The 26,231-nt window shown below is 52.3% G+C and carries 27 protein-coding genes; 18 read left to right on the top strand and 9 right to left on the bottom strand.

Features of this window, described 5'->3' with window-relative positions; genetic code table 11:
* The first annotated feature begins 269 nt into the window (after positions 1 to 269).
* The 3 genes from R9X49_RS13090 (at position 270) to R9X49_RS13080 (ending at position 1,736) form a co-directional block, all read left to right on the top strand.
* Positions 270 to 707, top strand: a complete 438-nt coding sequence (locus tag R9X49_RS13090) for an SMI1/KNR4 family protein (RefSeq protein ID WP_319848825.1) — start codon at positions 270 to 272, stop codon at positions 705 to 707.
* Positions 708 to 930: 223 nt separating this feature from the next.
* On the top strand, positions 931 to 1,332 hold the full coding sequence (locus R9X49_RS13085) for a hypothetical protein (protein WP_319848824.1): 402 nt from the start codon (positions 931 to 933) through the stop codon (positions 1,330 to 1,332).
* An 89-nt stretch (positions 1,333 to 1,421) separates the two neighbouring features.
* Positions 1,422 to 1,736, top strand: a complete 315-nt coding sequence (locus tag R9X49_RS13080) for a hypothetical protein (protein WP_319848823.1) — start codon at positions 1,422 to 1,424, stop codon at positions 1,734 to 1,736.
* Positions 1,737 to 1,851: 115 nt separating this feature from the next.
* Here R9X49_RS13080 and R9X49_RS13075 read toward each other — a convergent pair whose 3' ends face one another.
* The 4 genes from R9X49_RS13075 to R9X49_RS13060 are packed head-to-tail and all read right to left on the bottom strand — an operon-like array spanning position 1,852 to position 3,814.
* Positions 1,852 to 2,280 (bottom strand): SMI1/KNR4 family protein, encoded by a 429-nt coding sequence (locus tag R9X49_RS13075; RefSeq protein WP_319848822.1) that lies wholly within the window; start codon positions 2,278 to 2,280, stop codon positions 1,852 to 1,854.
* A gap of 42 nt (positions 2,281 to 2,322) precedes the next feature.
* Positions 2,323 to 2,919: a hypothetical protein gene (locus R9X49_RS13070; protein WP_319848821.1), complete on the bottom strand. Its 597-nt coding sequence runs from the start codon at positions 2,917 to 2,919 to the stop codon at positions 2,323 to 2,325.
* Between the two features lie 49 nt (positions 2,920 to 2,968).
* Positions 2,969 to 3,634, bottom strand: coding sequence for a hypothetical protein (locus R9X49_RS13065; RefSeq protein WP_319848820.1), 666 nt, complete (start codon positions 3,632 to 3,634; stop codon positions 2,969 to 2,971).
* Positions 3,635 to 3,661: 27 nt separating this feature from the next.
* Complete coding sequence (locus tag R9X49_RS13060; protein ID WP_319848819.1) at positions 3,662 to 3,814, bottom strand: hypothetical protein; 153 nt, start codon at positions 3,812 to 3,814, stop codon at positions 3,662 to 3,664.
* Between the two features lie 72 nt (positions 3,815 to 3,886).
* On the opposite strand from R9X49_RS13060, the gene R9X49_RS13055 reads away from it, so the two are divergent.
* From R9X49_RS13055 to R9X49_RS13045, 3 genes are all read left to right on the top strand, one after another.
* Complete coding sequence (locus tag R9X49_RS13055) at positions 3,887 to 4,273, top strand: Imm10 family immunity protein (protein ID WP_319848817.1); 387 nt, start codon at positions 3,887 to 3,889, stop codon at positions 4,271 to 4,273.
* A gap of 117 nt (positions 4,274 to 4,390) precedes the next feature.
* On the top strand, positions 4,391 to 4,852 hold the full coding sequence (locus R9X49_RS13050) for a DUF4265 domain-containing protein (RefSeq protein ID WP_319848816.1): 462 nt from the start codon (positions 4,391 to 4,393) through the stop codon (positions 4,850 to 4,852).
* 81 nt (positions 4,853 to 4,933) lie between these two features.
* Positions 4,934 to 5,281 (top strand): hypothetical protein, encoded by a 348-nt coding sequence (locus R9X49_RS13045; RefSeq protein WP_319848815.1) that lies wholly within the window; start codon positions 4,934 to 4,936, stop codon positions 5,279 to 5,281.
* A 233-nt stretch (positions 5,282 to 5,514) separates the two neighbouring features.
* Here the strand turns inward: R9X49_RS13045 and R9X49_RS13040 are convergent, their stop codons facing one another.
* The 3 genes from R9X49_RS13040 to R9X49_RS13030 all read right to left on the bottom strand — a co-directional run bounded on the left by R9X49_RS13040 (position 5,515) and on the right by R9X49_RS13030 (position 8,764).
* Complete coding sequence (locus R9X49_RS13040) at positions 5,515 to 6,129, bottom strand: YagU family protein (protein WP_319848814.1); 615 nt, start codon at positions 6,127 to 6,129, stop codon at positions 5,515 to 5,517.
* Positions 6,130 to 6,562: 433 nt separating this feature from the next.
* Complete coding sequence (locus R9X49_RS13035; RefSeq protein ID WP_319848813.1) at positions 6,563 to 7,027, bottom strand: MEKHLA domain-containing protein; 465 nt, start codon at positions 7,025 to 7,027, stop codon at positions 6,563 to 6,565.
* A gap of 9 nt (positions 7,028 to 7,036) precedes the next feature.
* Positions 7,037 to 8,764, bottom strand: coding sequence for a thiamine pyrophosphate-dependent enzyme (locus R9X49_RS13030; protein ID WP_319848812.1), 1,728 nt, complete (start codon positions 8,762 to 8,764; stop codon positions 7,037 to 7,039).
* Positions 8,765 to 9,020: 256 nt separating this feature from the next.
* Here R9X49_RS13030 and R9X49_RS13025 point away from each other — a divergent pair, with 256 nt between their 5' ends.
* From R9X49_RS13025 to R9X49_RS13000, 6 genes are all read left to right on the top strand, one after another.
* The gene (locus R9X49_RS13025; protein ID WP_319848810.1) at positions 9,021 to 10,634 is read left to right on the top strand and encodes an ABC transporter substrate-binding protein; all 1,614 of its coding nucleotides are present in this window, start codon (positions 9,021 to 9,023) and stop codon (positions 10,632 to 10,634) included.
* Positions 10,612 to 11,571, top strand: a complete 960-nt coding sequence (locus R9X49_RS13020; RefSeq protein WP_319848809.1) for an ABC transporter permease — start codon at positions 10,612 to 10,614, stop codon at positions 11,569 to 11,571. The genes R9X49_RS13025 and R9X49_RS13020 overlap by 23 nt, the downstream gene beginning before the upstream one ends.
* Positions 11,564 to 12,430 carry an ABC transporter permease gene (locus tag R9X49_RS13015; protein ID WP_180743127.1) on the top strand — a complete coding sequence of 289 codons (867 nt, stop codon included), beginning with the start codon at positions 11,564 to 11,566 and terminating at the stop codon, positions 12,428 to 12,430. The genes R9X49_RS13020 and R9X49_RS13015 overlap by 8 nt, the downstream gene beginning before the upstream one ends.
* Positions 12,427 to 14,136 (top strand): ABC transporter ATP-binding protein, encoded by a 1,710-nt coding sequence (locus R9X49_RS13010; RefSeq protein WP_319848808.1) that lies wholly within the window; start codon positions 12,427 to 12,429, stop codon positions 14,134 to 14,136. Before R9X49_RS13015 ends, R9X49_RS13010 begins: the two co-directional genes overlap by 4 nt.
* Before the next feature lie 75 nt (positions 14,137 to 14,211).
* A complete protein-coding gene (gene yefM, locus R9X49_RS13005) occupies positions 14,212 to 14,463 on the top strand; it encodes a YoeB-YefM toxin-antitoxin system antitoxin YefM (RefSeq protein WP_039324900.1) in 252 nt (83 codons plus the stop codon).
* Positions 14,460 to 14,714 carry a Txe/YoeB family addiction module toxin gene (locus R9X49_RS13000; RefSeq protein ID WP_319848807.1) on the top strand — a complete coding sequence of 85 codons (255 nt, stop codon included), beginning with the start codon at positions 14,460 to 14,462 and terminating at the stop codon, positions 14,712 to 14,714. Before yefM ends, R9X49_RS13000 begins: the two co-directional genes overlap by 4 nt.
* 41 nt (positions 14,715 to 14,755) lie before the next feature.
* On the opposite strand, the gene R9X49_RS12995 is transcribed toward R9X49_RS13000, so the two are convergent.
* Together R9X49_RS12995 and rhaS are read right to left on the bottom strand one after the other, a co-directional pair.
* Positions 14,756 to 15,610 (bottom strand): helix-turn-helix domain-containing protein, encoded by an 855-nt coding sequence (locus R9X49_RS12995; protein WP_319848806.1) that lies wholly within the window; start codon positions 15,608 to 15,610, stop codon positions 14,756 to 14,758.
* A gap of 24 nt (positions 15,611 to 15,634) precedes the next feature.
* On the bottom strand, positions 15,635 to 16,474 hold the full coding sequence (rhaS, locus tag R9X49_RS12990; RefSeq protein WP_180743131.1) for an HTH-type transcriptional activator RhaS: 840 nt from the start codon (positions 16,472 to 16,474) through the stop codon (positions 15,635 to 15,637).
* Positions 16,475 to 16,809: 335 nt separating this feature from the next.
* Between rhaS and rhaB the strand changes: the two genes are divergently transcribed.
* The 6 genes from rhaB to mgtA all read left to right on the top strand — a co-directional run bounded on the left by rhaB (position 16,810) and on the right by mgtA (position 26,097).
* Positions 16,810 to 18,300 carry a rhamnulokinase gene (gene rhaB / locus R9X49_RS12985; protein WP_319848805.1) on the top strand — a complete coding sequence of 497 codons (1,491 nt, stop codon included), beginning with the start codon at positions 16,810 to 16,812 and terminating at the stop codon, positions 18,298 to 18,300.
* Positions 18,297 to 19,559 carry an L-rhamnose isomerase gene (locus R9X49_RS12980; RefSeq protein WP_319848804.1) on the top strand — a complete coding sequence of 421 codons (1,263 nt, stop codon included), beginning with the start codon at positions 18,297 to 18,299 and terminating at the stop codon, positions 19,557 to 19,559. The genes rhaB and R9X49_RS12980 overlap by 4 nt, the downstream gene beginning before the upstream one ends.
* Before the next feature lie 4 nt (positions 19,560 to 19,563).
* Complete coding sequence (rhaD, locus tag R9X49_RS12975; protein ID WP_010285281.1) at positions 19,564 to 20,388, top strand: rhamnulose-1-phosphate aldolase; 825 nt, start codon at positions 19,564 to 19,566, stop codon at positions 20,386 to 20,388.
* A gap of 104 nt (positions 20,389 to 20,492) precedes the next feature.
* On the top strand, positions 20,493 to 20,807 hold the full coding sequence (gene rhaM / locus R9X49_RS12970) for an L-rhamnose mutarotase (protein ID WP_319848803.1): 315 nt from the start codon (positions 20,493 to 20,495) through the stop codon (positions 20,805 to 20,807).
* Between the two features lie 563 nt (positions 20,808 to 21,370).
* Entirely contained in the window at positions 21,371 to 22,948 is a 1,578-nt protein-coding gene (locus tag R9X49_RS12965) for a methyl-accepting chemotaxis protein (protein ID WP_319848802.1), read from the top strand.
* Between the two features lie 437 nt (positions 22,949 to 23,385).
* On the top strand, positions 23,386 to 26,097 hold the full coding sequence (gene mgtA / locus R9X49_RS12960) for a magnesium-translocating P-type ATPase (protein ID WP_319848801.1): 2,712 nt from the start codon (positions 23,386 to 23,388) through the stop codon (positions 26,095 to 26,097).
* Positions 26,098 to 26,231 lie beyond the last annotated feature (134 nt).

The raw sequence follows: 26,231 nt of genomic DNA, 5'->3' as shown, positions 1-26,231 counted from the left end.
AATTCTGAAAACGATGGAAAAATCAATGCTATCATTTTCGCGGCCAAAAAATATAAGTCACTAGACGACTTCATTCGCAGTAATGAGTTTTTGGATGAATATCCAGAACTCAATAGCTATATCAATGATAGTCTTGCTGGTTAATGCCATTGGGAAGACGAGGGAATAACGATGTTCAATGAGTTGGTTTTTGTAGAAGGCAATCCTGATAAGGATCATCCCTATATTGGCGGCCGCCCCTTTTGGGTGAACTATTCTATGGATAATAAATGAACATCGCACAGTGTATCCTTTCCATTACGCCGCATTGGCATTGCCGTATGGGGGCATCTGACGCGGTGTGGGATGTTATCGAAAGCAGTACGAAGCTGGTTTTACCTCCTGATTATAAAGAATTCATGAAATGGTCTGATGGCGGAGAAGGGAAAATTTCACATGTTTATCTATCGCTATGGCCGTCAACACAGATTGTGAGCGCAAATCTGGATTATAAAATTAATCACTATTTAGGCGATAAGGTTCTCGCCATTGGTTCAGACGGCGGATCAATCTGTTTTTTACTCGATCATCGCTTCACAGAGATACCGACATTCGCGAGCGTGAACGTTGGCGATCTTGACCCAAGAGAGATTAAGCCAATTGCACCATCATTCACTGAGACGCTTAACTTGGCTATTTCAGGGCAGATAGTCGGTGACGAACTATAACCTTTCCAAGATCATGACTTTTCCAAGACTATGACTTTTCCAAGACCGCGGCTTTTTTATCATGCCTAATGAAAGAAACGTTTGAACAGTACGCATCACCGATCGTTAGGCCAGATAGCCTTCCGTTAATACACGCGAAATAAGTCTTACACCGTTCAGTTTGCAATTTATCGCCAGAAACGTTTAATTTGAACGTTGTGGGAATAGCCAAGGGGAAATGAGGATGTCAGACGTTTTTAACAAAATAGCCAGGCTTTCCCCGAGAGAGTTGCAACGCTATGCCTCCGCCTGTTTGCAGGCTTATTGCCACGCAAAATTGATTCAACACCCCGCGATCGACGCGTTGACAGTTCACCTTAATCGTTACCCTGAGAGTGGCAGGCTGGTTGAATGGGAAAGAAAAGGCGCGTTGCTGCCGCTAAATGGCCGGGGAGATGATATACCGCAAGATCTTACCCTGTCGATTTCACCTCAGGATATTGAAGCATTCTCTTACCTTGTTGATACCACGGTAGAGGTCGGAATCGTGGATATGTATGGAACACCAACAACGCTTCCAGTTGAGTTTATAGGAAAAATAGCCATGATTCTTTCCCAAAATAATATCGACCTGCCTGATATTTAGGTAAAAATAAATGGCGTATCCAGAATGGCAAGAATATTGAGGCAGGGCTCTGATGAAGATAGTTGAACCTAACTGCGGGCACTCAGAACATGAGCTATGAATACAAATTAGTCTTTGATGATGCCTCGACTGCTCAACATGTAATAAGTACGATTAAACGCAGTGAGGCCTGCATTCGCGCCGAAAACGGTGATGTCTATTTGAAAGACAAATCCCTCAACAATCGCGCTGAATATGACATCCGTCTGATCGATGAAGACGATGGCTCACTGTGGTTACAGGTTAACGTTAAATCTGTCGATCTGTACGCACTCATGCGAGAAACGCTAAGCGGGAAATCTTTCAAATGCTTTGAAGATGGGGATACCGAAGACGAAGTAGAACTGAGCGAGGCTTTTCGTTAAAGCACAGTTAACCTGTTTACTATTTTATACGGCTTTCTCCCCACTCCGAGACATCACTTTTGATCCCCACCCTGAATGTAAAAAAAGGCGAGAACCTAACTATAACCTCAACACATTACTCAATCCGCTCAGACATCGTCAGAAACGCGCCAAAATTATCTGCCTGCTGGGTTGCTTCTCCCGTTTCATGTGACCATAAAACAAGAATCGGCTCCCCTGCGTTCCCTAATACGGCGTAATCAAAACAGTAATAATCGCCCGTACCACACTCCGCAAAAGGCAGAAGAGTCGAAAAATCCTGTGTTGTATCGGAAAAATTGCTCAGCCACGCCTGCCAGCCTTCTTTAAAATGACGAACGATTGATTCCCATGTTTTTCTCGGGTCGCGAGAATCAAATACTGGAAATATCGTTAATGCTCCAAGCGCTCTTCCATTATTCACCAGAAGCCAGTCCGAAAAAGAGAGAGGTAACTTACGGCCTAGCTCACGTTCTGCGGCTTGAATCACCTCTATCGATGTGCCGATGACACGTATTCTGCCCATCGTTCCTCGCTTATTAAAACGTCTCGTATTTTGGTCAGGGCGTTAGCCAAGTTGTAGAAAAAATCGGCCACACGAATTTGCTGTTTTATCCCAGAAACGCTCATCTAAAAAGAGATAGCCCATACCATCTGAGAGTATTCCTTTATAACGCGGCAGCGCAGCATCTAGATCGCCTCCATAAATGGAGAGTCTTCTCCTCCCTATATTTGATGTGATAGGCCCTTGTAGCCAGGCATCAACGCCGTCCAGTTTGGAGGCTAAATTTTCTTCATCATCTGAATCAGCACCTCTTGATATATGGATGCTTCCGCGATCGATAATTGGATTAGCGGCTTCGTTTCGCTCCTCTTCAGATCGAATATAACCCAATACCATCGCCCCAGAATCACCATCAATCGCACGAAGTTTCCGGTAATGAAAAACCTCTCCCGGCAAGTAAGGGATAAATACAGATATCCAATAGTGCTTCGGGACGAATGACGATGAAAACCACGCTCCGGGAAAAGATGCCAGATGAGTGAGGGAGACTCCATCAGCAGAGAATGGCCAGGATATCTCACTGGGTAAATAAGCCCCACCGCCGACATAAGCATCATGAGGCGCATGGGATTCATGGGTAAAAATCAATTCATCGTACATCAGCATTTCTCGTCTTCATTATCGATAGCAACAGCCCATTTAAAATGGCTTATTTCTTCCGCCAAACGGGCACATCACCTGACATTATTTCAATAAGTTTCCCGTCATTATCGTAGTGACAGAACCATTCATCCTCATCAGGCCATCCTTTGGAAAAGGCTCGACCGGATAAAACGCGACCAGAAGAGGAATACTGGTAAAGAAATACGGCAAAAGCCTCTCTCATGCCAACGCCGATATAAATCCTCGCATTATCATCAAGTTGTAGCATTCTCCCTAAACCAAGCAATGTTGACTCAGCACTTTCTGGGCGATCTATTCCCTTAAAACCCAAAGTGGCAATCTCTAACACATCGCCAGTGCGGTTATATAGGGTTCCCTGAATCGCTTGAACGCTCTTCTGTCCCGGAGAGATCGTAATAACATGGCGACCGCCAGAGAAACCGGCGCAATATTTCCCCAGCCAACGCGCTTCATCGACATTGGCATATTTCCTTTTCATCAGTCGGGGGGACGAAAATCCCATACGTTCATCGCTGTAAGGTAAGTGCCCAAAATAGTCGCCATCAGAAAACTTCCATTCCTCTACCGCATCACAGCACGTCAGGTAAATCTGGTACGAAACGGTTGCATCAAACTCCTGAAATTGTTTTCTGAGATCGCCAAGTGTCGAATTCACGATTGGCATATCAAGCAACATCATCGCTTTTTTCATGAGCCGCCCTATTCACTCTTTTTTCTATCAATCGTTATCTATTCTGATACCGATATTGCCACAGATAGTGGAAAAAATGATTTCATCACCTCGGCGACTGTCAACGCGCAGCACCACAAACAGGGAAACACCCGTTGAAATTCTGGAAAGACTGCTGTCGAATACGGATGAAAGTGTCACCAGACTCGCCAAACGCAATGTGGATGAAAGATAAACTTCTCATCCTCACAGGGAAAACGGTAGGAGAAACCCATGAACGTGATATTTCCAGCAACCTATTATGATTCGTCCTCTGAAGAGGGCGTTTCGACGATTGGGTTCGCAGACAGTGCAGATGATCCACAGCATTTTCTCATTTTGCAACGAGCGGAAGAACCTGATGAGCAAGACGAAGAACTGGGTCAAGACACCTATTATGTTGAGATAGGCAACCCAAACGTAGCGGGATATGGCGGTATTGATGCTGTTTTGGTTACGACAAACAACATCATTTTTACGTGCTCAAGTACAACGAACTGGTGCCAAAAGATAAAAACCATTGAGATAGGAATCGAGCCACAATTGGGAACCCCTGGCGAAATTGAAGCCTCGCTTCGGGAAATATTTATTGATACATCAACACGCGTCTCTCGGTCATAGCCGAAGTCTACTGCTCGTGAAACGTGCTTACGGAAAAAAGACACGCAAGCCTCTTTTTGGGCTAACATCGGGACATTATTTTACTTCACCGACTCAAATAGTGGTAACCACTCACCTATGTTAATTCGTGTCTATGTAGCAGATAACGATGGACCAACTTTTGAAGTGCTACCCGTCAGAGAAATCGAGAAAGACACTTACGAATTGCTGTCTTCTCCCGGCCTTGCGTTAAATTTAGCACGCGGGGATATCTTCCGAATTAACGATAAACATGCCCATCCAGAAGTGCTGCGCAGGGGCGGTAATTTTTGCATTCATATCTATGCCGATTATCTTCCCCCTGAAGATATCGCCAGTTTAGAAAAGGAGGTGGGTAGCCAGCTCAATGGAACATTAGACGGCGTATATCAGGGCAACTTATCATTGGCAGTGCCTGCCAGAAATGGGATGGATAGGATTGCCGATGTTTTCGACGCCTTTCGCGAAAAAACAGGCATTCAATGGTACTTCGCGAACATTTATAAGAATATCGATGACGATGAAGACGAAACGCTTTTAAATTGGTGGCTGGATAGCTAGGTGCCCACGGCTAGCCCCTCAGGTGAAATAACGTATTTTCGAACATTCCGGCATGCACGAAAAACGACAGCGGACCTAATCATGCAAAAAGCAGATCGAACCCTACCCAATGCACGACAGAAGCAGACCTGCGATAAGTACCAATTACCGCAGCATCCTCCAGAAGAAATGGTTGCGATTGCGCTAGATACCTTACAAAGCTCGCCCATTTACGGAACCCGGATCGCATTGCCAGAAAATGGCACGATAAGCTGGTTTATCCACTGTGGCGAGTATTCATCCGAGAGTGGTTTTTATCAGGCCCTTCACACCAGCCACTTAGAAGACACGTTGCCTGAAGTCGTACCGTATCTCTTTTTACCCGAAGGGACGAAGTTCATCATCGATCGAGCAGGATATGAAGACGTTTGGACCGATGAAACAGAATAGATGACACTTTCTGTTTTTACCTATGCCTCTGCCTGAATCCATCATTTCTCCATCGAAGGCGTTTTATGGTTAGGGAAATGAAAACGCCCTGAGAGAGCCTCAAGGCGTTGGATAGACCTCAATGTTTACGGCTAATTTATGTCACCGCTAACTTATTTTTCTGATAATTAATAGCGCAACACTAAAATAATAAGCATCGCACTCTTTCACATTATCTAAAATAAAATCACAGCCTATCGTGAAGCATTCAAAGGAATCTCTGGATCCGGCTCATGAGTCATTCGATTACGCAAGTCGCGACGAATAATTTCAATAGACCAGAACCAAATTAGGTGACCCACGATTTCTGAGACATGTTCATACCAAGGGAGAACAAACAGAGATGGCGTAAGCCCCATCAATGGGAATGAAATCATGTGGACAAATAATTGAGCCAGCGCACCAGCCAGCAAACCTTGCCATAATTTTATTTTAGGAAATACTTCTGCAACAACGCAGTAACCTACGGCAAAAACAATAGAGAAAATAATATGCGTCACACCAACCCAATTGAATACGTGGCCGGCAAAGGTATAAACAGCCGCATTAGGGTCAACAACGCCAAGCCAATCGCGTAAAAAAATGTAGGGAGGGTTAAGAAAATTACGAGAGCAATCAATTTGCTCGGCAGCTCTAATCAGTGATTCAGGGGCGCAAGCACCGGTAAACATATCAGTAGGGCTACGTGGAGGAAGCGGATTTTCCGCGCCCCACTTAACAAAAGATGAAACAATACCTGCAATCAAACCAATAAAAGCAGCTAATCCATAGCGTCTCCGAGATGGAGATGTTTGTTCAAAAAAGTTCATTTTTTTACCAATCTAACCATTAAAGGTTATATTCTTACATAGGTATTACGCACTTATAAAGATGTTAATTGGTCTATCGGATAATCTCTCTAGGTTATTTTGTTATTAGGAACGCGGTTTTAATTTTTATAAAAATGAAAATAAGAAATCATGCGTTGTTTTTTTGTGAAACTTTTATTCAATAATTGAAAACCAGATTCTCTAACGTATCCGAAATTTATATTCCTCACGAGACAAGCGAATAATAATTCACCAATAATATTATCAATAAGAAATAGCCTGGTTATTTTTTTGTGAAAGCATAACAGTTTAATAACGAATTCTTTCACACTGCATCACACATAAATCCGATCGGGATTTTCACTCATGTCAGCGAAAAATGATATTCAATTGCTACCGTTCGACGGAATGAGGCCTCATCCACGCTGATTTCTTATTCAGGTCTGAACCAATCCGGGCGCTGATGTTCCTCACGCCAGAATAGCGCCGCCATTCCCCATGATGCACCATCCTGATGGCGTAACTGCCAGACCACACCACCATAAATCGGAAACGTCTGCCCGTTTTCCCTGACCCGGATTCCCGTGTAGCCATAGGCAATCCCCCGCTGAGACACGCTCTCAAGAAACTGCTGCCGCGCTGGCTGCAAAGAGGCCTCAGCGCTCAGCCGAGAAGGTAGTGCCAGCATCTCTGCTTTGCTATACCCGAAGCAGTCGAGCGCAAAGCGATTGGCATAAATAAAGTGAGGATCGTCCCCTGTTCCTTGCGCCAACACGCTATACGGCGCCTGTTCATGTAGCCATCGATAACGGTCGACCAAACCAGCAGGAGAAGGCAATAAAGCACCGTTCAAGGCCAGATAACACGAGTCAATCTTCTCAAGCAGCGTAAGTGACATAACCCCTCCTTAAAGATTCCGTAGACGTGGATTACTCCCCAACCGTTGATGCGCATCAACCGGTACTTCAATCAGTAGAGAAGGACGCCCAATCTCGCCAGCTCTAATCAGAATATCATCTAAATTAGCAAGGTCGGGTTGCAGCCACTTTGCATCCCAGCCACAGGCCTTAGCGATCGCACAATAATCGAGAGAACGCACACCAGCATGATAATACTCTGGCGCGACCTCAGGCAGGATTTTAGGCAACCCCTGCGCCACAATGGCCAGGCTCGTATTGTTTAGCAAGAAAATGACAATACCCAGTTCCCGCACTTCTCCCAGCGCCCCAGAAAACAGGCGAAAACAGCCATCACCGGTAAATAAAAAAACGGTGTGTTCGGGGCGAGCCAGTTTTGCGCCAATAGCAGCGCCAAATGCGCCGCCCATCGCCGAACCACGATATAACGAGTAAAAACGAATGTGGGGATGAGGACGCTGCGTCACGTACTGACGATCTTTATACGCAAGACACACATCGTCAAACCCTATTGAATCCGCAGGCCACCAGCTATCCAGACGCTGATATAGCGTCGCCATGTTCACATAGCCCTGGCGCGGGGAAGAGAAAGTCTGATCATTCAAATTACGCGGCGCGGTTTCGGCCACTGTGTTAGCAAACGGACACGCTTGCGCAGCGTCAATCATCCTGAGCAGTAATTGATCGAGCGCCCCATGGATAGGGTGATAGCGTCCCGAAGCCCGGTGCTGAAAGCCGCCTTCAATCTGGCCGTAAGCCTGCGTAATATTGCTTAGGTAGAACGTTTCGCCGGCAGTAAAAGGCTGTAAATTTACCGAATATTCATCAGGGCTCGCCCCAAGAACCAGCAGAACATCATCGTCATTCAGCGATGCATAAAGCGCCGTTGAACAGTCGTTTCCACCAAAGCCGATATAGCCGTAACCATATGGATTATCTCGGCTGACGGCGTTCGCGCCATTGATCGTCCACACCGTTGCGGCATGCAGTTGCACAGCGAGCTGGGTCGTCAACGCACGCGCGTTGGGATAGCGCGCCATCTCCTCCCCGACCAGCACTACCAAGCGCTTTCCCCTAACCGCCTGACGGAATCGATCGACAAAGCCGCCGAGATCGTCACAGGCAGAGACTGAAAGTGACGCTGGAGCAAGAGGATTCTCGCTGTTGGCCTCCACAAGCGCATGGTGCACCAACACCAGTACCACTGGCTTCGCGTTTCCCAACTGCGCCCTTGCCAACTTCAATTGTTCATTCAGCGTCAGTGGATTATCGAGAACAAAAACCGAGTCCGGGAGCTCAGCCCGCAACTGCTGTACCATGTTGCTACCGTGTTCCCACGTATCCTGCAACGGTAAGAGTCCTTCCGTATGCTTCCCCGATAGTGCGACCAGATAAACAGCCGGAATATCATGCAGCTTGGCGTCACTAAGGCCACACCCTAACAGCTTCGTTGCAGCTCCCGTGGTCGCTACTGCCGCCGCATGCTTTCCACTAGCGAGATAATAACCCAGCGGAACAAAGCCCGCGCTGTACTCACACAGTGTTAAAAATCCCGCTTTAGCCTGAGCCGACCATTCAACCGGCTGAATGTTTTTCACAAAATGAATCACTCCGCCGCCTGTTACGCCCGTGTAGAGCGTCACGCCAGCCTCGGAGAGAAAATCAAACAAGCGCGAATATCCATTTGATTTAACGTCATTAAATTCTGGAGTTTCCATGCCACCCTCCATATGGAGTCGTAGGACATGACATAAGCGTAGTTGGCGCGACATCAGGAATACATCGCGAGCGAATAAAAATCCGCCTGAATCATAAGGTTGCTGAGACAACTGAGCCGTGGCTGCCCTCTCCCGCATATATATTTTTATGGAATTGAAAATCCATTTTTATTCTTTTACATGCATAAGACCGCCCTCTAGAGTAGCGAAAAGACCGCCGTGTATGGCCTCATGTCATTCGTAAAGGACACAGGGAATGGAAAAAAATCATCCGCAAGTTACGACTCTCGCCGCAGGGTTACTCTCGTTACTTTTCGCACTCAATCCCGGTGCTTATGCTGCACAAAACGGTGAAAAACCGGTGTCTGGCGGTGTCCTGAATGTCGGGCTGGGCAGCGATACGCCGATTATCGACCCGCACATTACGGCCTACGGTGTAACAGCACTGATTGCACGTAACGTGGTGGATTCACTGGTAGGACAGGCGGAAGATAACCGCTTTACGCCCTGGCTGGCGGAAAGCTGGAAAATTAACGACAACAACACCGAATACACCTTCCATCTGCGTAAAGACGTGACGTTCAGCGACGGCACCAAGCTGGACGCCGAAGCGGTGAAATACAACATCGAGCGTATTCTCGATCCGAAAACCACCTCCAGCTACGCGAAATCGCTGTTAGGCCCTATCGACAAGATCTCAACGCCGGATGACTATACGATAGTGATCCACTACAGCTCACCGTTTGCGGCGCTGCTACAGGGGCTGAGCCTGCCTTATCTGGGCATTCAATCACCGACGTACCTGAAGAACACGCCAAATACCAGTAACACCGTGGTGGGTTCCGGGCCGTTTATTCTCGATTCCTTTGTAAAAGGCAGCGGCAGTAAGCTGACGAAACGCCCTGATTACAACTGGGGACCGGGTTATGCCAAACACACGGGTCCAGCCTATCTGGACGGTCTGGTGTTCAAATATCTGCCGGAAGCATCGGTTCGCCTTGGCGCACTGAGCAGCGGTCAGATTCAGGCAATTGACGCCGTGCCACCCGCCAATTTCCCAACGGTGAAGCGCAATCCGAAGCTGGAAGTGATCACCTATGAGAACCCGGGCGTTAACCGCGTGCTCTATCTCAATACCACCAAAGGCCCTTTCCAGGATGTCGCGGTGCGTAAGGCATTCCAGAGTGCTGTAGATACCAACGCGGCGGTGAAAGTCGCTTTCTTTGGTACGCTGAAAGCCGCTGATAACGTTCTCGGCCCCGCCACGCTGTACTACGATCCGAGCGTCGCCTCCCGCTGGGGCTTCGATGTGAAAAAAGCCAACGAACTGCTGGATAACGCAGGCTGGAAACAGAAAGACGGCGAAGGCTTCCGAACCAAAGATGGCAAGCGCCTGAGCGTCAGCTTCGTTTACGCCTCAACCAACGTTGAAGCCGCAGATGTCGCACTGTTCCAGGCCGTGCAATATCAGGTGAAGCAGGCGGGCTTTGAAGTCAAACTGACGCCGGTTGATGCGGGTGAATTCACCACGCGTACCAATGCCAATGAGTATGATATCGCCTCCAACTTCTTCGTGCGTGCAGAACCGGATATTCTGCGTACCGTTTTCGATTCGGCCTATGCGCCACCGAACGGCAACAACTTTACGCGCATCAGCGTGCTGAATGACAAGCTGAGAAAAGCCATCGGCGCGGGCGAAGCAGAGCGTAAACAGCTCTATAGCGAAATACAGCGTGAGGTCATCGATCAGGCGTATGTGGTTCCGCTGTACATTCCTGCCTACCAACTCGGCCTGTCCAAGCAGGTACAGGGCATAGGCTGGGCCACCAACGCAAAACCGAACTTCTATGATGTCTGGATTAAACGTTAATCTGTCCGCGTTAGGCAAACGTCTCTTCACCATTCTGGCTGTGCTCTGGGGCGCAGCCACATTGACGTTTATTGCCGTCAAACTGATCCCCGGCGATCCGGTCGCCATTCTTAGCGGCGGCGATAACGTGGTGGATGAAGCCTATCGCGCCGTACTCATCAAACAATTCGGGCTCGACCAGCCGCTGTGGGTGCAATATCTGCGCTACTGCGGACAGGCGCTACAGGGTGATTTTGGCGTCAGCTATCTCTATCGTCTGCCGGTCGGCAGCGTGATTAGCGATGCGATGCATGAAACCCTGCCGCTGGCGCTCGGCGGCCTGGTTCTGGCGTTGCTCCTTGCCATCACCAGCGCGCTGCTGACCGCAGGCCGCTATGGTGCACTGCGTACCACCATTTCCTGGCTGGAGCTGACGCTGCTTAGCACGCCGGTCTACTGGATTGGTATCGTACTGCTGAGCCTGTTCAGCTTTCGTCTGCAATGGTTTCCGGTCACCGGCAACGATGGCGTGATGTCGCTGGTGCTACCGGTTATCACGTTGAGTCTACCGATTGCCGCGATTCTGAGTCAGGTACTGCGTGACGGTCTGGAAGAGGCACTCTCCCAACCGTTCTCGCTCACCGTGCGCACACGCGGCGTCAGTGAAATCCGGTTACGTTTCCGCCACGGTTTGCGCCATGCGGCGCTGGCGGCCTCAACGCTGACCGGCACCTTACTGGCAAGCGTCCTTGGTGGTTCCGTGCTGACTGAAACCGTCTTTGGCCGCGCGGGTATCGGGCAGGTCACGCTGAGCGCGATTGAAAACCGCGACATGCCGCTGGTGCTGGGTGTCGTCATGCTGTCCGCATTCCTGTTCGTCGTCATCAACCTGCTGGTGGACGCGCTGTATCTCATCATCGATCCCCGCTTACGCAAGAAGGCGAGCGCCCATGAGTAGTGAACCGATGCCCTTTACGCAGACGCCCTCAAGAAAAACCTATCGCAGCCCGTGGCTAAGCACGGCGACGCTATTGCCTGCCGCTATCGTTTTCCTGCTGGCGCTGGCGGTATTTTTCCCCTCGCTGTTTACCAGTCGTACCGCCGATGAAATGGATATGGGCGCGGTATTTCAGCCGCCGAACGCCACCTATTGGTTCGGCACCGATCAACTGGGACGCGACATTTTTTCCCGCATCGTGCACGGCACCTCGCTGTCGCTGGGCATCGGCGTCGGCGCGATGCTGATCGCCTGCTTCGGCGGCGTGCTGTTTGGCACGCTATCAGTGCTCGCGCCGCTGCGCATCCGTCAGGTTCTGGTGCGCCTGCTGGATATCATGCTGGCGTTTCCCGATCTACTGCTGGCGCTGCTGGTGATCGCCGTTCTGGGACGCGGACCGGAAAACACCATGCTGGCCGTTGGGCTGGCGGGGATTGCCGGCTATGCGCGTTTAATTCGCTCTCAGGTGCTGCAAGTCAGGCTATCCGGCTATGTCGAACACGCGATTGCATTGGGTGAACACCCGCTGTATATCGTTTTCCGCCATATCATTCCCAATACGCTGCGCCCGCTGCTGATTGTCGCCACCATTGGCGTCGGCCACGCGGTGCTGTCCGCCTCGGCGCTGAGTTTTCTGGGCTTGGGCGTCGTGCCACCGACCGCCGAATGGGGCGCGCTACTGGCTGACGGACGCAACTTCCTTGATATCGCACCGTGGGTCAGCCTGCTGCCCGCCAGCGTCGTCGCACTGTCGGTGATTTCCATCACGCTGCTGGGGCGTCGTTTACAGGCCATTTTGGCAAAAGGAGAGGCACGATGAGCCTGAATACACTTCCTCACCCCTCTCATTCATCCTCAGAAGCGTCCGCGAAGACGCCGCTGCTGCGCGTAGACGGCCTGAGCGTTACCTTCCCCAGCCCTTTCGGCCCCATTCGTTCGGTTAAAAACCTCTCTTTTCAGGTGAATGCCGGAGAAATTCTGGCGCTGGTCGGCGAATCGGGTTCAGGGAAATCCGTCACCGCTCGCACGCTGGTGGGTCTGGCCGGTGAAAACGTTGACGTACAGGCAAACGCGATTGAGCTCACGCGCCATGACGGCAGTCTATGTGATTTACGCTATCTGACCGATCGCGACTGGCGGGCGATTCGCGGCCGTGAAATCGGCTTTGTTTTGCAGGATGCGCTGGTGTCTCTCGACCCACTGCGCAAGATCGGGCAGGAAGTCGCCGAACCGATTCTGACCCATCACCTGTTGCCTCGCCAGCAGGTTCCCGCACGCGTCGCTGAACTCCTGACGAAGGCAGGCATTCCCGATCCAGAGAATCGCGCGGCGCAGTATCCGCATGAGCTGTCCGGCGGGCTGCGCCAGCGTGCGCTTATCGCTTCCGCGTTGGCGGCGGGTCCACAGCTGTTGATTGCCGATGAGCCGACCACCGCGCTGGATGCCACGGTGCAAAAGCAGGTGCTGAAGGTGTTCACGGCATTGGCGCAGGCAGGGCACGGCGTTTTACTGATCACCCACGATCTTGCCGTCGTCGCTGAGGTGGCGGATCGCGTCATCGTCATGCAACAAGGATCGTTGGTAGAAGGCGGTGAGGCGCGGCAGATTCTGTCAGCGCCGACACATCCCTACACCCGCAAGCTGCTGGCGGCGATACCCACCGCGTCTACCCGTGGAAAATGGTTGGCCGGTGCCGACCCGTTGCAGAGCGGCATTGCGCCGTCACCTGCGTCTCTGGCAGCGGATCACACCAACACCGACGACGCTATCGTCCTGACGGCGGAACAGATTGCGGTGTCGTTCAAGCGCCCAGACGGTAGCCGGATGCAGGCCGTCAATCAGGTTTCTCTCCAGATCAAACGCGGCGAAACGCTGGGCATCGTCGGCGAATCCGGCTCCGGCAAAACCACGCTGGGGAAAGTCATTCTGGCGCTGCAAAAGCCAGATAGCGGCGAAGTTCGACTCACGGACAATGCCTGGAGTACGTTAACAGAACGCGAGCGCCGACCGCTACGCGCGCGCATTCAGACGATCACGCAGGATCCGCTCAGTTCGTTCGATCCGCAATTTACCGTCGCCCAGATTCTGAACCAGCCGCTGCGTTTGCGCCGCGATTTGAGCGACGATGAGAAACAGCGGCGCATTCTGACGCTGCTGGAGTATGTCGGCTTGACGCCCGATCTGCTGAGCCGCCGTCCAAGAGCGCTGTCCGGCGGGCAACGTCAGCGCGTCTCCATCGCACAGGCGCTGGCTTCAGAACCCGAGATTCTGATCTGCGACGAACCGGTATCGGCGCTGGACGTCACGACACAGGCGCAGGTGCTGGATTTGCTGGTGGCGTTGCAGCGCCAGTTGGGGCTGACCATGCTGTTCATCTCCCACGATCTGGGTGTGGTACAACATATGAGCCACCGCATCGCGGTCATGAAAGATGGGGATATCGTAGAAACGGGGCCGGTCGAGCAGATCTTCAATCAGCCACAGCACCCTTACACGCGCCTGCTGCTTTCAACGGTGGCGGAGTAGCGCTGTTGAAGAAAGATTGGGTGGTTAAAAACGCGGCGACATTGTACAATGATAAGTACATATCAGGAGGTAAAAATGCGTACAATTAGCTACAGTGAAGCCCGACAAAATCTATCGGCGACCATGATGAAAACGGTCGAAGACCGTGCTCCCATACTTATCACCCGACAGAATGGTGAAGCCTGCGTGCTGATGTCTTTGGAAGAGTATAACTCTCTAGAGGAGACCGCGTATTTACTGCGTTCACCAGCAAATGCAAAAAGACTGATGAACTCAATCGAGAGCCTTAAGGCTGGCAATGGCGAAGAAAGAGATATCATTGAGTGAAACTAATCTGGTCAGAAGAAGCATGGGAAGACTACCTGTACTGGCAGGACATCGATAAGCGGATGGTCAAAAAGATCAATGAATTAATAAAAGAAACGCGCAGAACACCTTTTGAGGGAAAAGGAAAACCAGAGCCACTTAAACATAATCTTGCTGGTTTCTGGTCGCGCCGTATCACCGAAGAACATCGTTTGGTTTATGCCATCACCGATGACGCCATGATGCTCGCCGCCTGCCGCTACCACTATTAACCCGTCATTGATTCATCGCACCCAATAGCTAAAAAGCGCCGTCACTCCACATTCAGGAAGCGCTGACGGTAGGCGCTGGGTGAGACGCCGAACGCCTGATGGAACACCACAGAGAAGTAGTTGCTGTCTTCAAAACCGCACAGCGCGGCAACGTCGCCAATAGGTTGCAGGTCATAACGCAGCAGTTCCATCGCCTTGCATAGCCGCAGTTGACGCAGGTAATGCGGCACGCTCATGCCGGTTTGTTCTTTAAAGCGCGAACGTAAACTGCGGGCGCTGAAGTGGTGCTGTTCGCAGAAGGCTTCAAAACGGAACGGTGTTGCAATGCTGGCACGCAGCGCATTCATCAACATATCTAGCTGGTGCGCATCGGCCAGTTGTGGATTATCCGGCGTGTGGCGGTAGCGCGCCGCCAGCAGCGCAATCTGCAACAGCAGCGCTTCACTCAGTTGCAACGACAGCGCATCCGACTTCATGCACTCCTGCCTCAGCGCATCCACTTTCTCGCGAAGGGTATCCATGCCTTCCGAGCCTAAACACCAGTGACGCTGGCTTTGTGGACGTTCTCCGCCCGGCAGTAACATTTGCCAGTCAGCAGATAACGTCAGACGATTGCGGATATAGAGGATGTTGTCTAGCTCAAGCCCGTTGACGGACTCATAGCTGTGGCGATCGTTCGCGGAGACATAGAACATATCGCCACGGGTAATGCGGTAAGGCACATCGTTCCAGAGGTGCAGGCCATTGCCACGCCAGACAATCACCAGTTCGTCAAAATCATGATGATGCAACGGAAACGCCGGCTGCGGGTGCCGTTCGGCAACCATCACGGCATTCTTGTCGGTGAGGAAATAGTCTTCAGTCTGTAATTTCAAACCCCGTACTGCTGTCGCCATTCCCTCACCCGTCGTTGCCGTTACCTACTCTTCACGAGAAAACGCCTGATGGCGTAGTGATTTAGGCGCCTGCGAGAATGCCTTGCGGAATTGCGTCGAGAAGTGATTGCTGTCGCTAAATCCACAGGCGTGCGCAATGGTGGTGATAGAGTCATCACTCTGCTGCAACCGCCGACGAGCCTCCAGTAATCTTAACCGATTCAGATAGCGTTGTGGCGTCATACCAGTGTGTTGTTTGAGCTGGCGATGCAGCGTGCGCAGCGGTAGCGAGAACTGATCGGCCAGACTGCCCCAGTTCACCTCTTCGCTGTAGTTGTTTTGCAGCCAGCCCAACAGCGCCTGCACTCCCTGACGCTCGGAGCCATTGGCCTGCGTCTGGAAGCACTGCTGACGCAACTGCACCAGAATGTGCAGAAACAGGCTCTCACTGGCGGCAATCGCTTCCGGCGCATCGCTCTGCGCTAATTCAGCCAGGCTGTTCAAGGACTGCTTCAACTGCTGCATCCCCACCGCATTCACCTGCCACTGCCCCTGCCACTCGCCGTTCGGGCCATATGGCAAGAATGCGGCGATGTCGGAAAGGAAGCGAAACCCGCGCGGCGAGCGGTACAGCATGTTGGTCAGGCACAGCCCTTCCACGTCTTCAAACAGATGCCTGTCGTTATCGCGAACAAAGAACACCGAACCGCTGCACAGCGCATAGGGCTGATCGTTAAACACATGGACGCCAGCGCCCTGTTCCACCAGCACAATTTCCCAGAAATCATGGTAGTGCTCAGGAAACGCCGTTTGCGGCGTGCGCGGTTCTACCGCAACCGTTACGGCACGCGAAGTAAAAAAATCATCACCACGAAGTAACGTCATTTCAGTTCTCCATTCAGCCTCTGGCAAAAATGCGGCCTTTGAAAAAGGGTAGCCAGAAGCCACAGAACCGACCTTCAATTACCGTCACCCACGTGCCGTCTGGCTGCTCTTTTTTTAAGATCGCACCGCCCAATTGATTGAAGTGTGGTAAGGATCACACCGCTTTTCCCCTGATTTTTTCGTGGTTATTTCCTGAATAATTTCCCAGATTGTGAGCCCTTTCACGGTCAGCTTTGTCATTTTGCCAGCCGCCTGTTGTTGATGGCACTCATAGGAAGGTGGCTGCGGTTGCCGCTCTTTACACTGCAACACATCCAACAATAAGGAGTGCGGCTATGGCGGTGAAGAATATCGTGGCGGTGGATTTAGGTGCATCCAGTGGTCGGGTCATGCTGGCAACCTTACACACCGCAACGCAGCATCTGACGCTGAAAGAAATTCACCGTTTCAGCAATACGCTGGTGTTTCAGGACAACCATCACCAGTGGGATCTCGCCGCGCTGGAACGCGATATCCTCATGGGGTTACACCAAATCGATGCCATGGGTATCGCTCCGGATAGCATTGGGATCGACAGTTGGGGCGTGGACTATGTGCTACTCGATAAGGACGGGCAGCGCATTGGTTTGCCGTATTCCTATCGCGACCACCGCACCGACGGCGTGATGGCTACCGTCACTGCCGAACTGGGGCGTGAGGCGATCTATCAGCGTACCGGTATTCAATTTCTGCCGTTTAATACGCTGTACCAGCTTAAAGCGCTGTGCGATGCGCCGTCTGAAAACCTGAATCAGATAGCACACCTGCTGATGATCCCTGACTATTTTCACTATCGCCTCACGGGGAATCTGATCTGCGAATACACCAACGCCAGTACGACCCAACTACTTAATCTGGAAAAGAAAACCTGGGACGGCACGCTGCTGGATTATCTGGGTGTCCCACGCCGCTGGCTGAGCGAACCCGTGCAGCCGGGGCACGCAGTGGGAAACTGGACAGCACCGAGCGGACGGCAAATTCCCGTCACCGCCGTCGCCACGCACGATACCGCCAGCGCGGTGGTCGGCGCGCCATTGCAGAGCCGTGACAGCGCTTATCTCAGCTCCGGCACCTGGTCGCTGATGGGCATTGAGAGCGACACGCCGTTTAACAGTCCGCAGGCGCTGGCCGCCAATATCACCAACGAAGGTGGCGTGGACGGTACCTATCGGGTGCTGAAAAACATCATGGGCCTGTGGCTGCTACAGCGGGTTTGCCAGGAACGTGACATCAAGGAGTTAGGCGCGCTGATTCAGTCTGCCGCCGCCCTGCCCGCCTTCGCCAGCCTGATTAACCCGAATGACGAGCGCTTTATCAATCCACCGTCTATGCATCAGGCGATCCGCGACTATTGCCGTGAGCACGGCCAGCCCGTGCCCCAAAGCGATGCCGAGCTGGCACGCTGCATCTTTGACAGCCTCGCGCTGCTCTACCGACAGGTGGTGCTGGAACTGGGCGAACTGCGCCACGCACCGATCCGCCAGTTGCACATTGTCGGCGGCGGCAGCCAGAACGCCTTCCTGAACCAGCTGTGCGCCGATGTGTGCCAGATTCCGGTTCTGGCTGGGCCGGTCGAAGCCTCGACGCTTGGCAATATCGGCTGCCAGCTGATGGCGCTGGGCGCCGTCGCCGACCTTGCCGCATTCCGGCACATGCTGACTCATAACTTCCCTCTGCATCGCTATATCCCGCGTGCGGAGAGTGATTTTGCCGGGCACTGGCGTCGTTTTCAGGCGCTCAGCCAGCCAGAAACCGCCCCAAAGGGCAAAAAGGAGACCACGCAATGAGCACACCAATTGAAACCGCCTGGCAGTTGGCGAAAGCGCGTTACGCCAGCCTGAATATTGACGTAGAAGCTGCGCTGGAACAGCTCGATCAGATTCCGGTATCAATGCACTGCTGGCAGGGTGATGATGTGGCCGGATTCGAGAACACTGGCGGGCCGCTGACTGGCGGCATTCAGGCCACCGGCAACTACCCCGGCAAAGCGAGTACGCCGGATGAACTGCGTGCCGATCTGGAACAGGCCTTTGCGCTGATCCCCGGCCCCAAGCGGCTGAACCTGCACGCCATCTATCTGGAATCCGCGCAGCCCGTCGCCCGTAACGAGATAGCCCCCGAGCATTTCCGCACCTGGGTTGAATGGGCCAAGCGCCACCAGCTCGGGCTGGATTTTAACCCGACCTGCTTTTCTCATCCGCTGAGCGCAGACGGTTTTACCCTGTCGCACCCGGACGAAAAAGTACGCCGCTTCTGGATTGAACACTGTCAGGCCAGCCGCCGGATTTCTGCCTACTTCGGTCGCGAACTCGGTACGCCATCCGTGATGAACATCTGGGTGCCGGACGGCATGAAAGATTTAACCATCGATCGTCTGGCGTTCCGCCAACGGCTACTCAGCGCACTGGATGAGATCATCGCTGAACCGCTCGATCAGGCACACCATATTGACGCGGTGGAAAGTAAGCTGTTCGGAATCGGCGCGGAAAGCTTTACCGTCGGCTCCAATGAATTCTACCTCGGCTACGCAGCCAGTCGCGGCACTGCGCTCTGTCTGGATGCCGGACACTTCCACCCGACCGAAGTGATTTCCGACAAGATCTCCAGTGCCATTCTGTACGTCCCGCGCCTGCTGCTGCACGTCAGCCGCCCGGTACGCTGGGACAGCGATCATGTGGTGCTGCTGGATGACGAAACGCAGGCCATCGCACACGAAATCGTACGCCATAAGCTGCTTAATCGCGTGCATATCGGGCTCGACTTCTTTGATGCCTCTATCAACCGCATCGCCGCCTGGGTTATCGGCACACGCAATATGAAGAAAGCCCTGCTGCGTGCGCTGCTGGAACCCACGGAAACGCTGCGCAAACTGGAACAAAACGGCGATTACACCGCGCGTCTGGCCCTACTGGAAGAGCAAAAATCGCTGCCGTGGCAGGCAGTGTGGGAACACTACTGCCAGCGTCATGACGTACTTCCGGGCAGCGAATGGCTGCAACAGGTGCGTCAGTATGAAGAAACCATCCTCACTCAACGTCAAGGGTAAGACTATGCAAGCAATTCTCTCTTCCTGGTTTGTACAGGGAATGATTAAAGCCACCAGCGACATGTGGCTCAAAGGCTGGGACGAACGTAACGGCGGTAACGTCAGCCTGCGCCTGACGGCTGAGGATGTGACGCCTTATGAAAGCGATTTCTACCCGCAGCCGCGCCATGAAGCGCTATCACAGCCGATGCCGGCGCTGGCAGACTGCTGGTTTATCGTCACTGGCTCCGGCAAATTTTTCCGCAACGTTCAACTGGATCCCGCCGATTCGCTGGTGGTATTGCAGGTTGATAGTGACGGCAAAGGCTACCGCATTTTTTGGGGGCTCACCAACGGCGGCCTGCCGACGTCTGAACTGGCTTCGCATTTCCAGTCGCACATTGTGCGTATGGGCGTGACCCACGGGCGCGACCGCGTCATCATGCACTGCCACGCGACCAACCTGATCGCCCTGAGCTATGTGCTGGAGCTGGATACGGCTAAATTCACCCGTGAACTGTGGGAAGGCAGCACAGAGTGTCTGGTGGTCTTCCCGGACGGCGTGGGCATTGTGCCGTGGATGGTGCCGGGCACCGACGCCATTGGCGATGCCACCTCCGAGCAAATGAAGCGTCATTCACTGGTTCTGTGGCCCTTCCACGGCATCTTCGGCACCGGCCCGACGCTGGACGAGGCCTTCGGCCTGATCGATACCGCAGAAAAATCCGCCGAAGTGATGGTGAAAGTGATATCGATGGGCGGTAAGAAGCAGACAATCTCAACCGAAGAGCTTATCGCACTGGGTAAACGTTTCGGCGTCACCCCCATGGAAGCCGCGCTGCGCGTGTAGCGAGTTTTAAGCATAAATTATTTTCAGCATAAAATGACCTTCAACCTCAAACCGCCACGGCCTCACGTCGTGGCGTTCTGCTAACGATTACAGGGGACTCATCCATGTTGCGTAAGGCTTTTGTGATGTCGGTTTTTCCTGACTGCCACGATGAATACCAACATCGCCACAACCCTATCTGGCCGGAACTGGCCGAAGTGCTGAAAAACCACGGCGCGCACCACTACAGTATTTTTCTGGATAAACAGCGCAATCTGCTGTTCGGCTATGTCGAGGTCGAATCCGAAGCACGCTGGGAAGCGATTGCACAAACGGAAGTCTGCCAGCGCTGGTGGAAGCACATGAGCGACGTCATGCCCTCCAATCCCGATAACAGCCCGGTTAGCGATGCGCTGGAACCGGTGTTCTATCTGGACTAAGGCATACTTTGCGCTAAGCATCATCGTGCAGCGGTAATGACATTACCGCTGTGTCATTATTGTTGAAGCGATCAAAAAGAAATAATTTGTCATTTAACTAATGAATCCTGTTACTTATTATCATTATTTTTAAGTCACATACCCTAAATAATTCGAGTTTCAGGAAGGCGGCAAGCGAAGGAATCCCGATGAGCTTACTTGAGTAAGTGATTCGGGTGACTGAACGCAGCCAACGCACATGCAACTTGAAGTATGACGGGTATAAATAATTATCGATTATTGATGGCTATCACATTTTATTTTCCCTATTTGTGAATTATCCAACCTTCACATTAAAAATAAAAAAATTTATTAAAACAATGTTTAACAACCATTCGCTCAATTTAAAATAAAATAGTTAAAAACAAAAAACAATCAGAATTTACTATCGATAAAATTAAGTTTTTTATTATTAAATCCCGTTTACATCCTCTACTCTCTTTATCGAATTACGCATTATAAAGATCTTATTTTATTTGCCGTTATCACTATTACCTTCTCTCTAATAATCAATAAGAATAGCGATGAAATTTTCTCAACTCACAGTATTTTCTAAGTTATTACTCGGGTTTTCCGTCCTGGTAGCCATGATGCTACTATTAGGTGTGGTCTCACTACTTCAGCTTAGCGTTAATAACAGCCGTATTGTTGAATTAAGCAGCAACAGCCTGCCTGGCGTGCGATATAGTTTGGAAATGCGCGGCACATTGTCTGAAACGCGATTACAGCAAATACAGTATATCGACTCCAAAACGCCCGAAGAGCGCGAAGGCCACCGCAAAGAATTACTGCAAAACGCCGATGCTTTCCTTGCTGCGTTTAAGAATTACCAAACCGTTGCCAACAGCGAGGATAAAAAAGCGCTGATCAAAATCATCGGCGATAATTTCTCCGGCTTTAACTCGGTCAATGCCACGCTGATTGATACCGTGAACCGGGGCGATCTGGCAGAGGCGAGCAAAATCAGCGGCGCAAGCTCCTCTAAGTATCGTAGCCAGCTAATGAAAGATCTGGCCAAGCTGGTGGATATGGAGGTGGCGACGGCAAAAGATATCGTCGCCAGCGCCGATTCGACTTATCGGACATCACAGTACTATGTTTGGGGATTGCTGCTGCTCGCTCTGCTGACGACCGCCGTTATCGCCACCATTATCTCACGCAATATTTCACGCCAGCTCGGCGGCGACCCACATTACGCACAGGAAATCATGACCGAGATTGCCTCCGGTAATCTCACAACGGAAATCAAACTGCGCCAAGGGGACAACAGCAGCCTGCTGGCTTCTATCAACTACATGAACCAACAGTTGATGGGCATCGTGCATACCATCATGAGCGGCAGTGAATCCATCTCGCTGGCATCCAGCGAGATTGCTCAGGGCAATAGCGACCTGTCGCAGCGTACCGAAGAGCAGGCTGCCTCGCTGATTCAGGCATCGGCCAATATGCAGCAGTTGACACACACCGTGCGCCAGAATGCGGATAACGCCAAGGAAGCCAGCCAGCTGGCGCAGCAAACCTCGGAAACCGCTTCTCAGGGTGGGCTTATCGTGGACGACATGCTCAAGCGCATGCATGAGATCTCCGACAGTTCACAGAAGATCGTCGATATTATCGCCGTGATCGAAGGGATCGCTTTCCAGACCAATATCCTTGCCCTGAACGCCGCAGTAGAAGCAGCCAGAGCGGGCAGCGAAGGGAAAGGCTTTGCCGTTGTGGCGGGCGAAGTACGGACACTGGCACAGAAGAGCGCCAACGCCGCCAAAGAGATCAAAACGCTGATCGAAGGCACCGTCGAGAAGATTACCGACGGCTCTGCGCGAGCAGACAAAGCCAGCCAGGCGATGTCGGAGATTGTACTGTCAGTGAAAAAGGTCACCGATATCGTGGCGGAGATTTCTCAGGCTTCCAACGAGCAGCATATCGGCATCAAAGAGATTAGCGTGGCAGTAGAACAAATGGATCGGGTTACCCAGCAGAACGCCGCGCTGGTTGAAGAATCCGCCACGGCGGCGCACGCCATGACGGAGCAGGGCGAACAACTGCGCGATGCGGTTCGTTTCTTCAAAGTCAATCAGGACAACTTACTGAGAATTCACTAATCCCCATCCGCCCCGTTGGCTACCCGGCGGGGCGACAAGTCCATTCGATCTGACTCATGAACAAACGTTGACGTACGGTTTAGGCAAACGGGGTTATTGTTGCACCACTAAACTATGTACAGTGTTTCTGCGTACTCAATTTTTACGTACTCAATTTCTACGTACTTTGTTTCTAGGTAATGTGTTTCATCAGCCGACGACGCTGTTTATTTTATATCTCGCCATACGGCGATAAGGAGACAACATGGACGAGCACCCTCGATGGCCCGGTAAACCGCATCCGTTAGAATAAGGACCGTCTTCTTCCTCGACCCCTCTGTTCTCTCTGCCTGCGCCGTTTACCTCCCTTAATACCTTTATTCTTCTCCGCTTTACGTCCCTTTATCCGGGATGCGCGCCCGTGCGTGGCGGACAGGCAACATTAAGAGAGCAGCATCATGACCGATATGATCACGCAAACGGGGTATCGCCGCGCCCGTAAAACCCCCACGGCCACTTTTGCGATTGCCCGCGAGGCGCAAAACAGCCTCGACCAAACGCTGGCTAACCTGAATACCCACCTGCACGGCTTAAGCCATGATGACGTCATTGAGCGTCAGCAAACCTATGGCGAAAACCGCGTCGCCCACGAGAAAGCGCCGCACGCGCTGGTGCAGTTAGCCGCCGCGTTTAATAACCCATTTATTTACGTGCTGACAGCGCTGGCCGCTATCAGCTTTTTCACCGATTACTGGCTACCGCTGCGCCATAACGAAGAGACGTCGCTCACCGGCGTGATCATCATTCTGGTGATGGTGAGTCTGAGCGGCCTGCTGCGCTTCTGGCAGGAATTTCGGACCAATAAAGCCGCAGAAGCGCTGAAATCCATGGTGCGGACAACGGCCACCGTACTGCGCCGCCCTCATGCCAGCGCCACCGCCGTCATGCAGGAGATCCCGCTTCAGCAGTTGGTGCCCGGCGATATTCTGACCCTTTCCGCCGGCGATATGGTGCCAGCGGATGTTCGGCTGGTGGAATCACGCGATCTGTTCGTCAGTCAGGCGGTACTGACCGGTGAATCACTGCCGATCGAAAAATACGACGTGTTCAGCGATATCAGCGCCAAAGGCTGCCAGCCCACGGGCTGCGTCGGCGAAAGCGATCTGCTGGCGTTATCCAACATCTGCCTGATGGGAACCAACATTTCCAGCGGTACAGCAACGGCCATCGTCGTGGCGACCGGCAGCCATACTTACTTTGGCTCTCTGGCAAAATCCATCGTCGGCACCCGTTCCCAAACCGCCTTCGATCGCGGCGTGAACAGCGTAAGCTGGCTGCTGATCCGCTTTATGATCGTGATGGTACCCGTCGTGCTGCTGATTAACGGCTTCACAAAAGGCGATTGGATGGAGGCCAGCCTGTTTGCTCTGGCGGTCGCGGTCGGCCTGACGCCGGAAATGCTGCCGATGATTGTCTCGTCCAATCTGGCAAAAGGCGCGATTGCCATGGCGCGGCGTAAAGTCGTGGTCAAACGCCTGAACGCGATTCAGAACTTTGGTGCGATGGATGTGCTGTGCACCGATAAAACCGGCACGTTAACGCAGGATCGCATCATCCTTGAGCATCACCTGAATACGCAGGGTCAGATCGATGAGAGCGTGCTGCAACTCGCCTGGCTCAACAGCGCACACCAGAGCGGCATGAAAAACCTGATGGATCAGGCCATCATGCAGTTTGGTCGCCGTAATTCCGCTATTGCCGCGCTGGGCCGCTATCGCAAAATCGATGAACTGCCGTTTGATTTTATTCGCCGCCGCCTGTCCATCATCGTTGCCGATGAGTATGACCAGCAACGCCTGATTTGCAAAGGCGCGGTAGAAGAAATGCTGTCTGTCGCCACGCACGTGAGTGAAAACGGACAGCGCTATGAACTGGACGATGAACGCCGTAATACGCTGAAAACGCTGGCAGAAAGCTACAATCAGCAAGGGTTTCGCGTGCTGATGATCGGCACCCGTGAGCTGAGTCCGGTGGGCAGCACGCTGCCGCTCAGCGCCGAGGATGAACGCGGCCTGACCATCTGCGGCCTGCTGACGTTCCTCGATCCGCCAAAAGAAAGCGCTTCTGCCGCCATTCGCGCCCTGCATGAAAACGGCGTGACGGTTAAAGTCCTGACGGGCGATAACGCGATTATTACCAGCAAAATCTGCCGCGATGTCGGGCTAGAACCGGGTGAGGTACTGGAGGGGAACGCTATCGATGCGCTCAGCGATGAGCAGCTCGGCGTACTGGTAGAACAGCGCACTATTTTTGCCCGGCTGACGCCGCTACAAAAATCTCGCGTGCTGAAAGCGCTGCAAGGCAATAGTCATACGGTCGGTTTTTTAGGCGACGGTATCAACGATGCACCCGCCCTGCGCGATGCCGATATCGGGATTTCTGTCGATACTGGCACGGATATCGCCAAAGAGTCGGCTGATATCATTCTGCTGGAAAAGAATCTGATGGTGCTGGAGGAAGGGGTCATCAAAGGGCGCGAAACGTTCGGGAATATCATCAAATACCTGAACATGACCGCCAGTTCCAACTTCGGCAACGTGTTTTCGGTGCTGGTCGCCAGCGCCTTTATTCCGTTCCTGCCGATGCTGGCGATCCATCTGCTGATTCAGAACCTGATGTATGACATCTCCCAGCTGTCGCTGCCGTGGGACAAAATGGATAAGGAATTCCTGCGTAAACCGCGTAAATGGGATGCCAAAAATATTGGTCGCTTCATGCTGTGTATCGGGCCGACGTCATCGATTTTTGACATTACCACCTACGCGCTGATGTGGTTCGTATTTGCCGCCAACAGCGTAGAACATCAGGCGTTGTTCCAGTCAGGCTGGTTCGTTGAGGGGTTGCTGTCACAAACGCTGGTGGTGCACATGCTGCGCACCCAGAAGATCCCGTTCATTCAGAGTACAGCAGCGCTGCCAGTGATGCTGATGACCGGGCTGGTGATGGCGATGGGCATCTATCTGCCGTTCTCTCCGCTGGGGCCGCTGGTCGGGTTGCAGCCGCTACCGTGGGAATATTTCCCCTGGCTGGCCGCCACGCTGATTGGCTACTGCACCGTCGCTCAGTTGGTCAAACGCGCCTATATCCGCCGCTTTGGCCAATGGTTCTGATCCCTTCTTTACCTCTTCACGGCGGGTGCGCTGTCGCCCGCCGTATCAGGAGTCTCTATGAAACCTTCTCGCTACGCCTTTCAGATCGTTATCTTTTTTCTGGCCCTGATTTCACTGGTTAACATCACAATGCT

It is taken from the genome of Pectobacterium carotovorum (assembly GCF_033898505.1).
In the GTDB taxonomy this organism is placed as follows: domain Bacteria; phylum Pseudomonadota; class Gammaproteobacteria; order Enterobacterales; family Enterobacteriaceae; genus Pectobacterium; species Pectobacterium carotovorum_J.
This window is presented reverse-complemented; position numbering and strand designations above follow the sequence as displayed.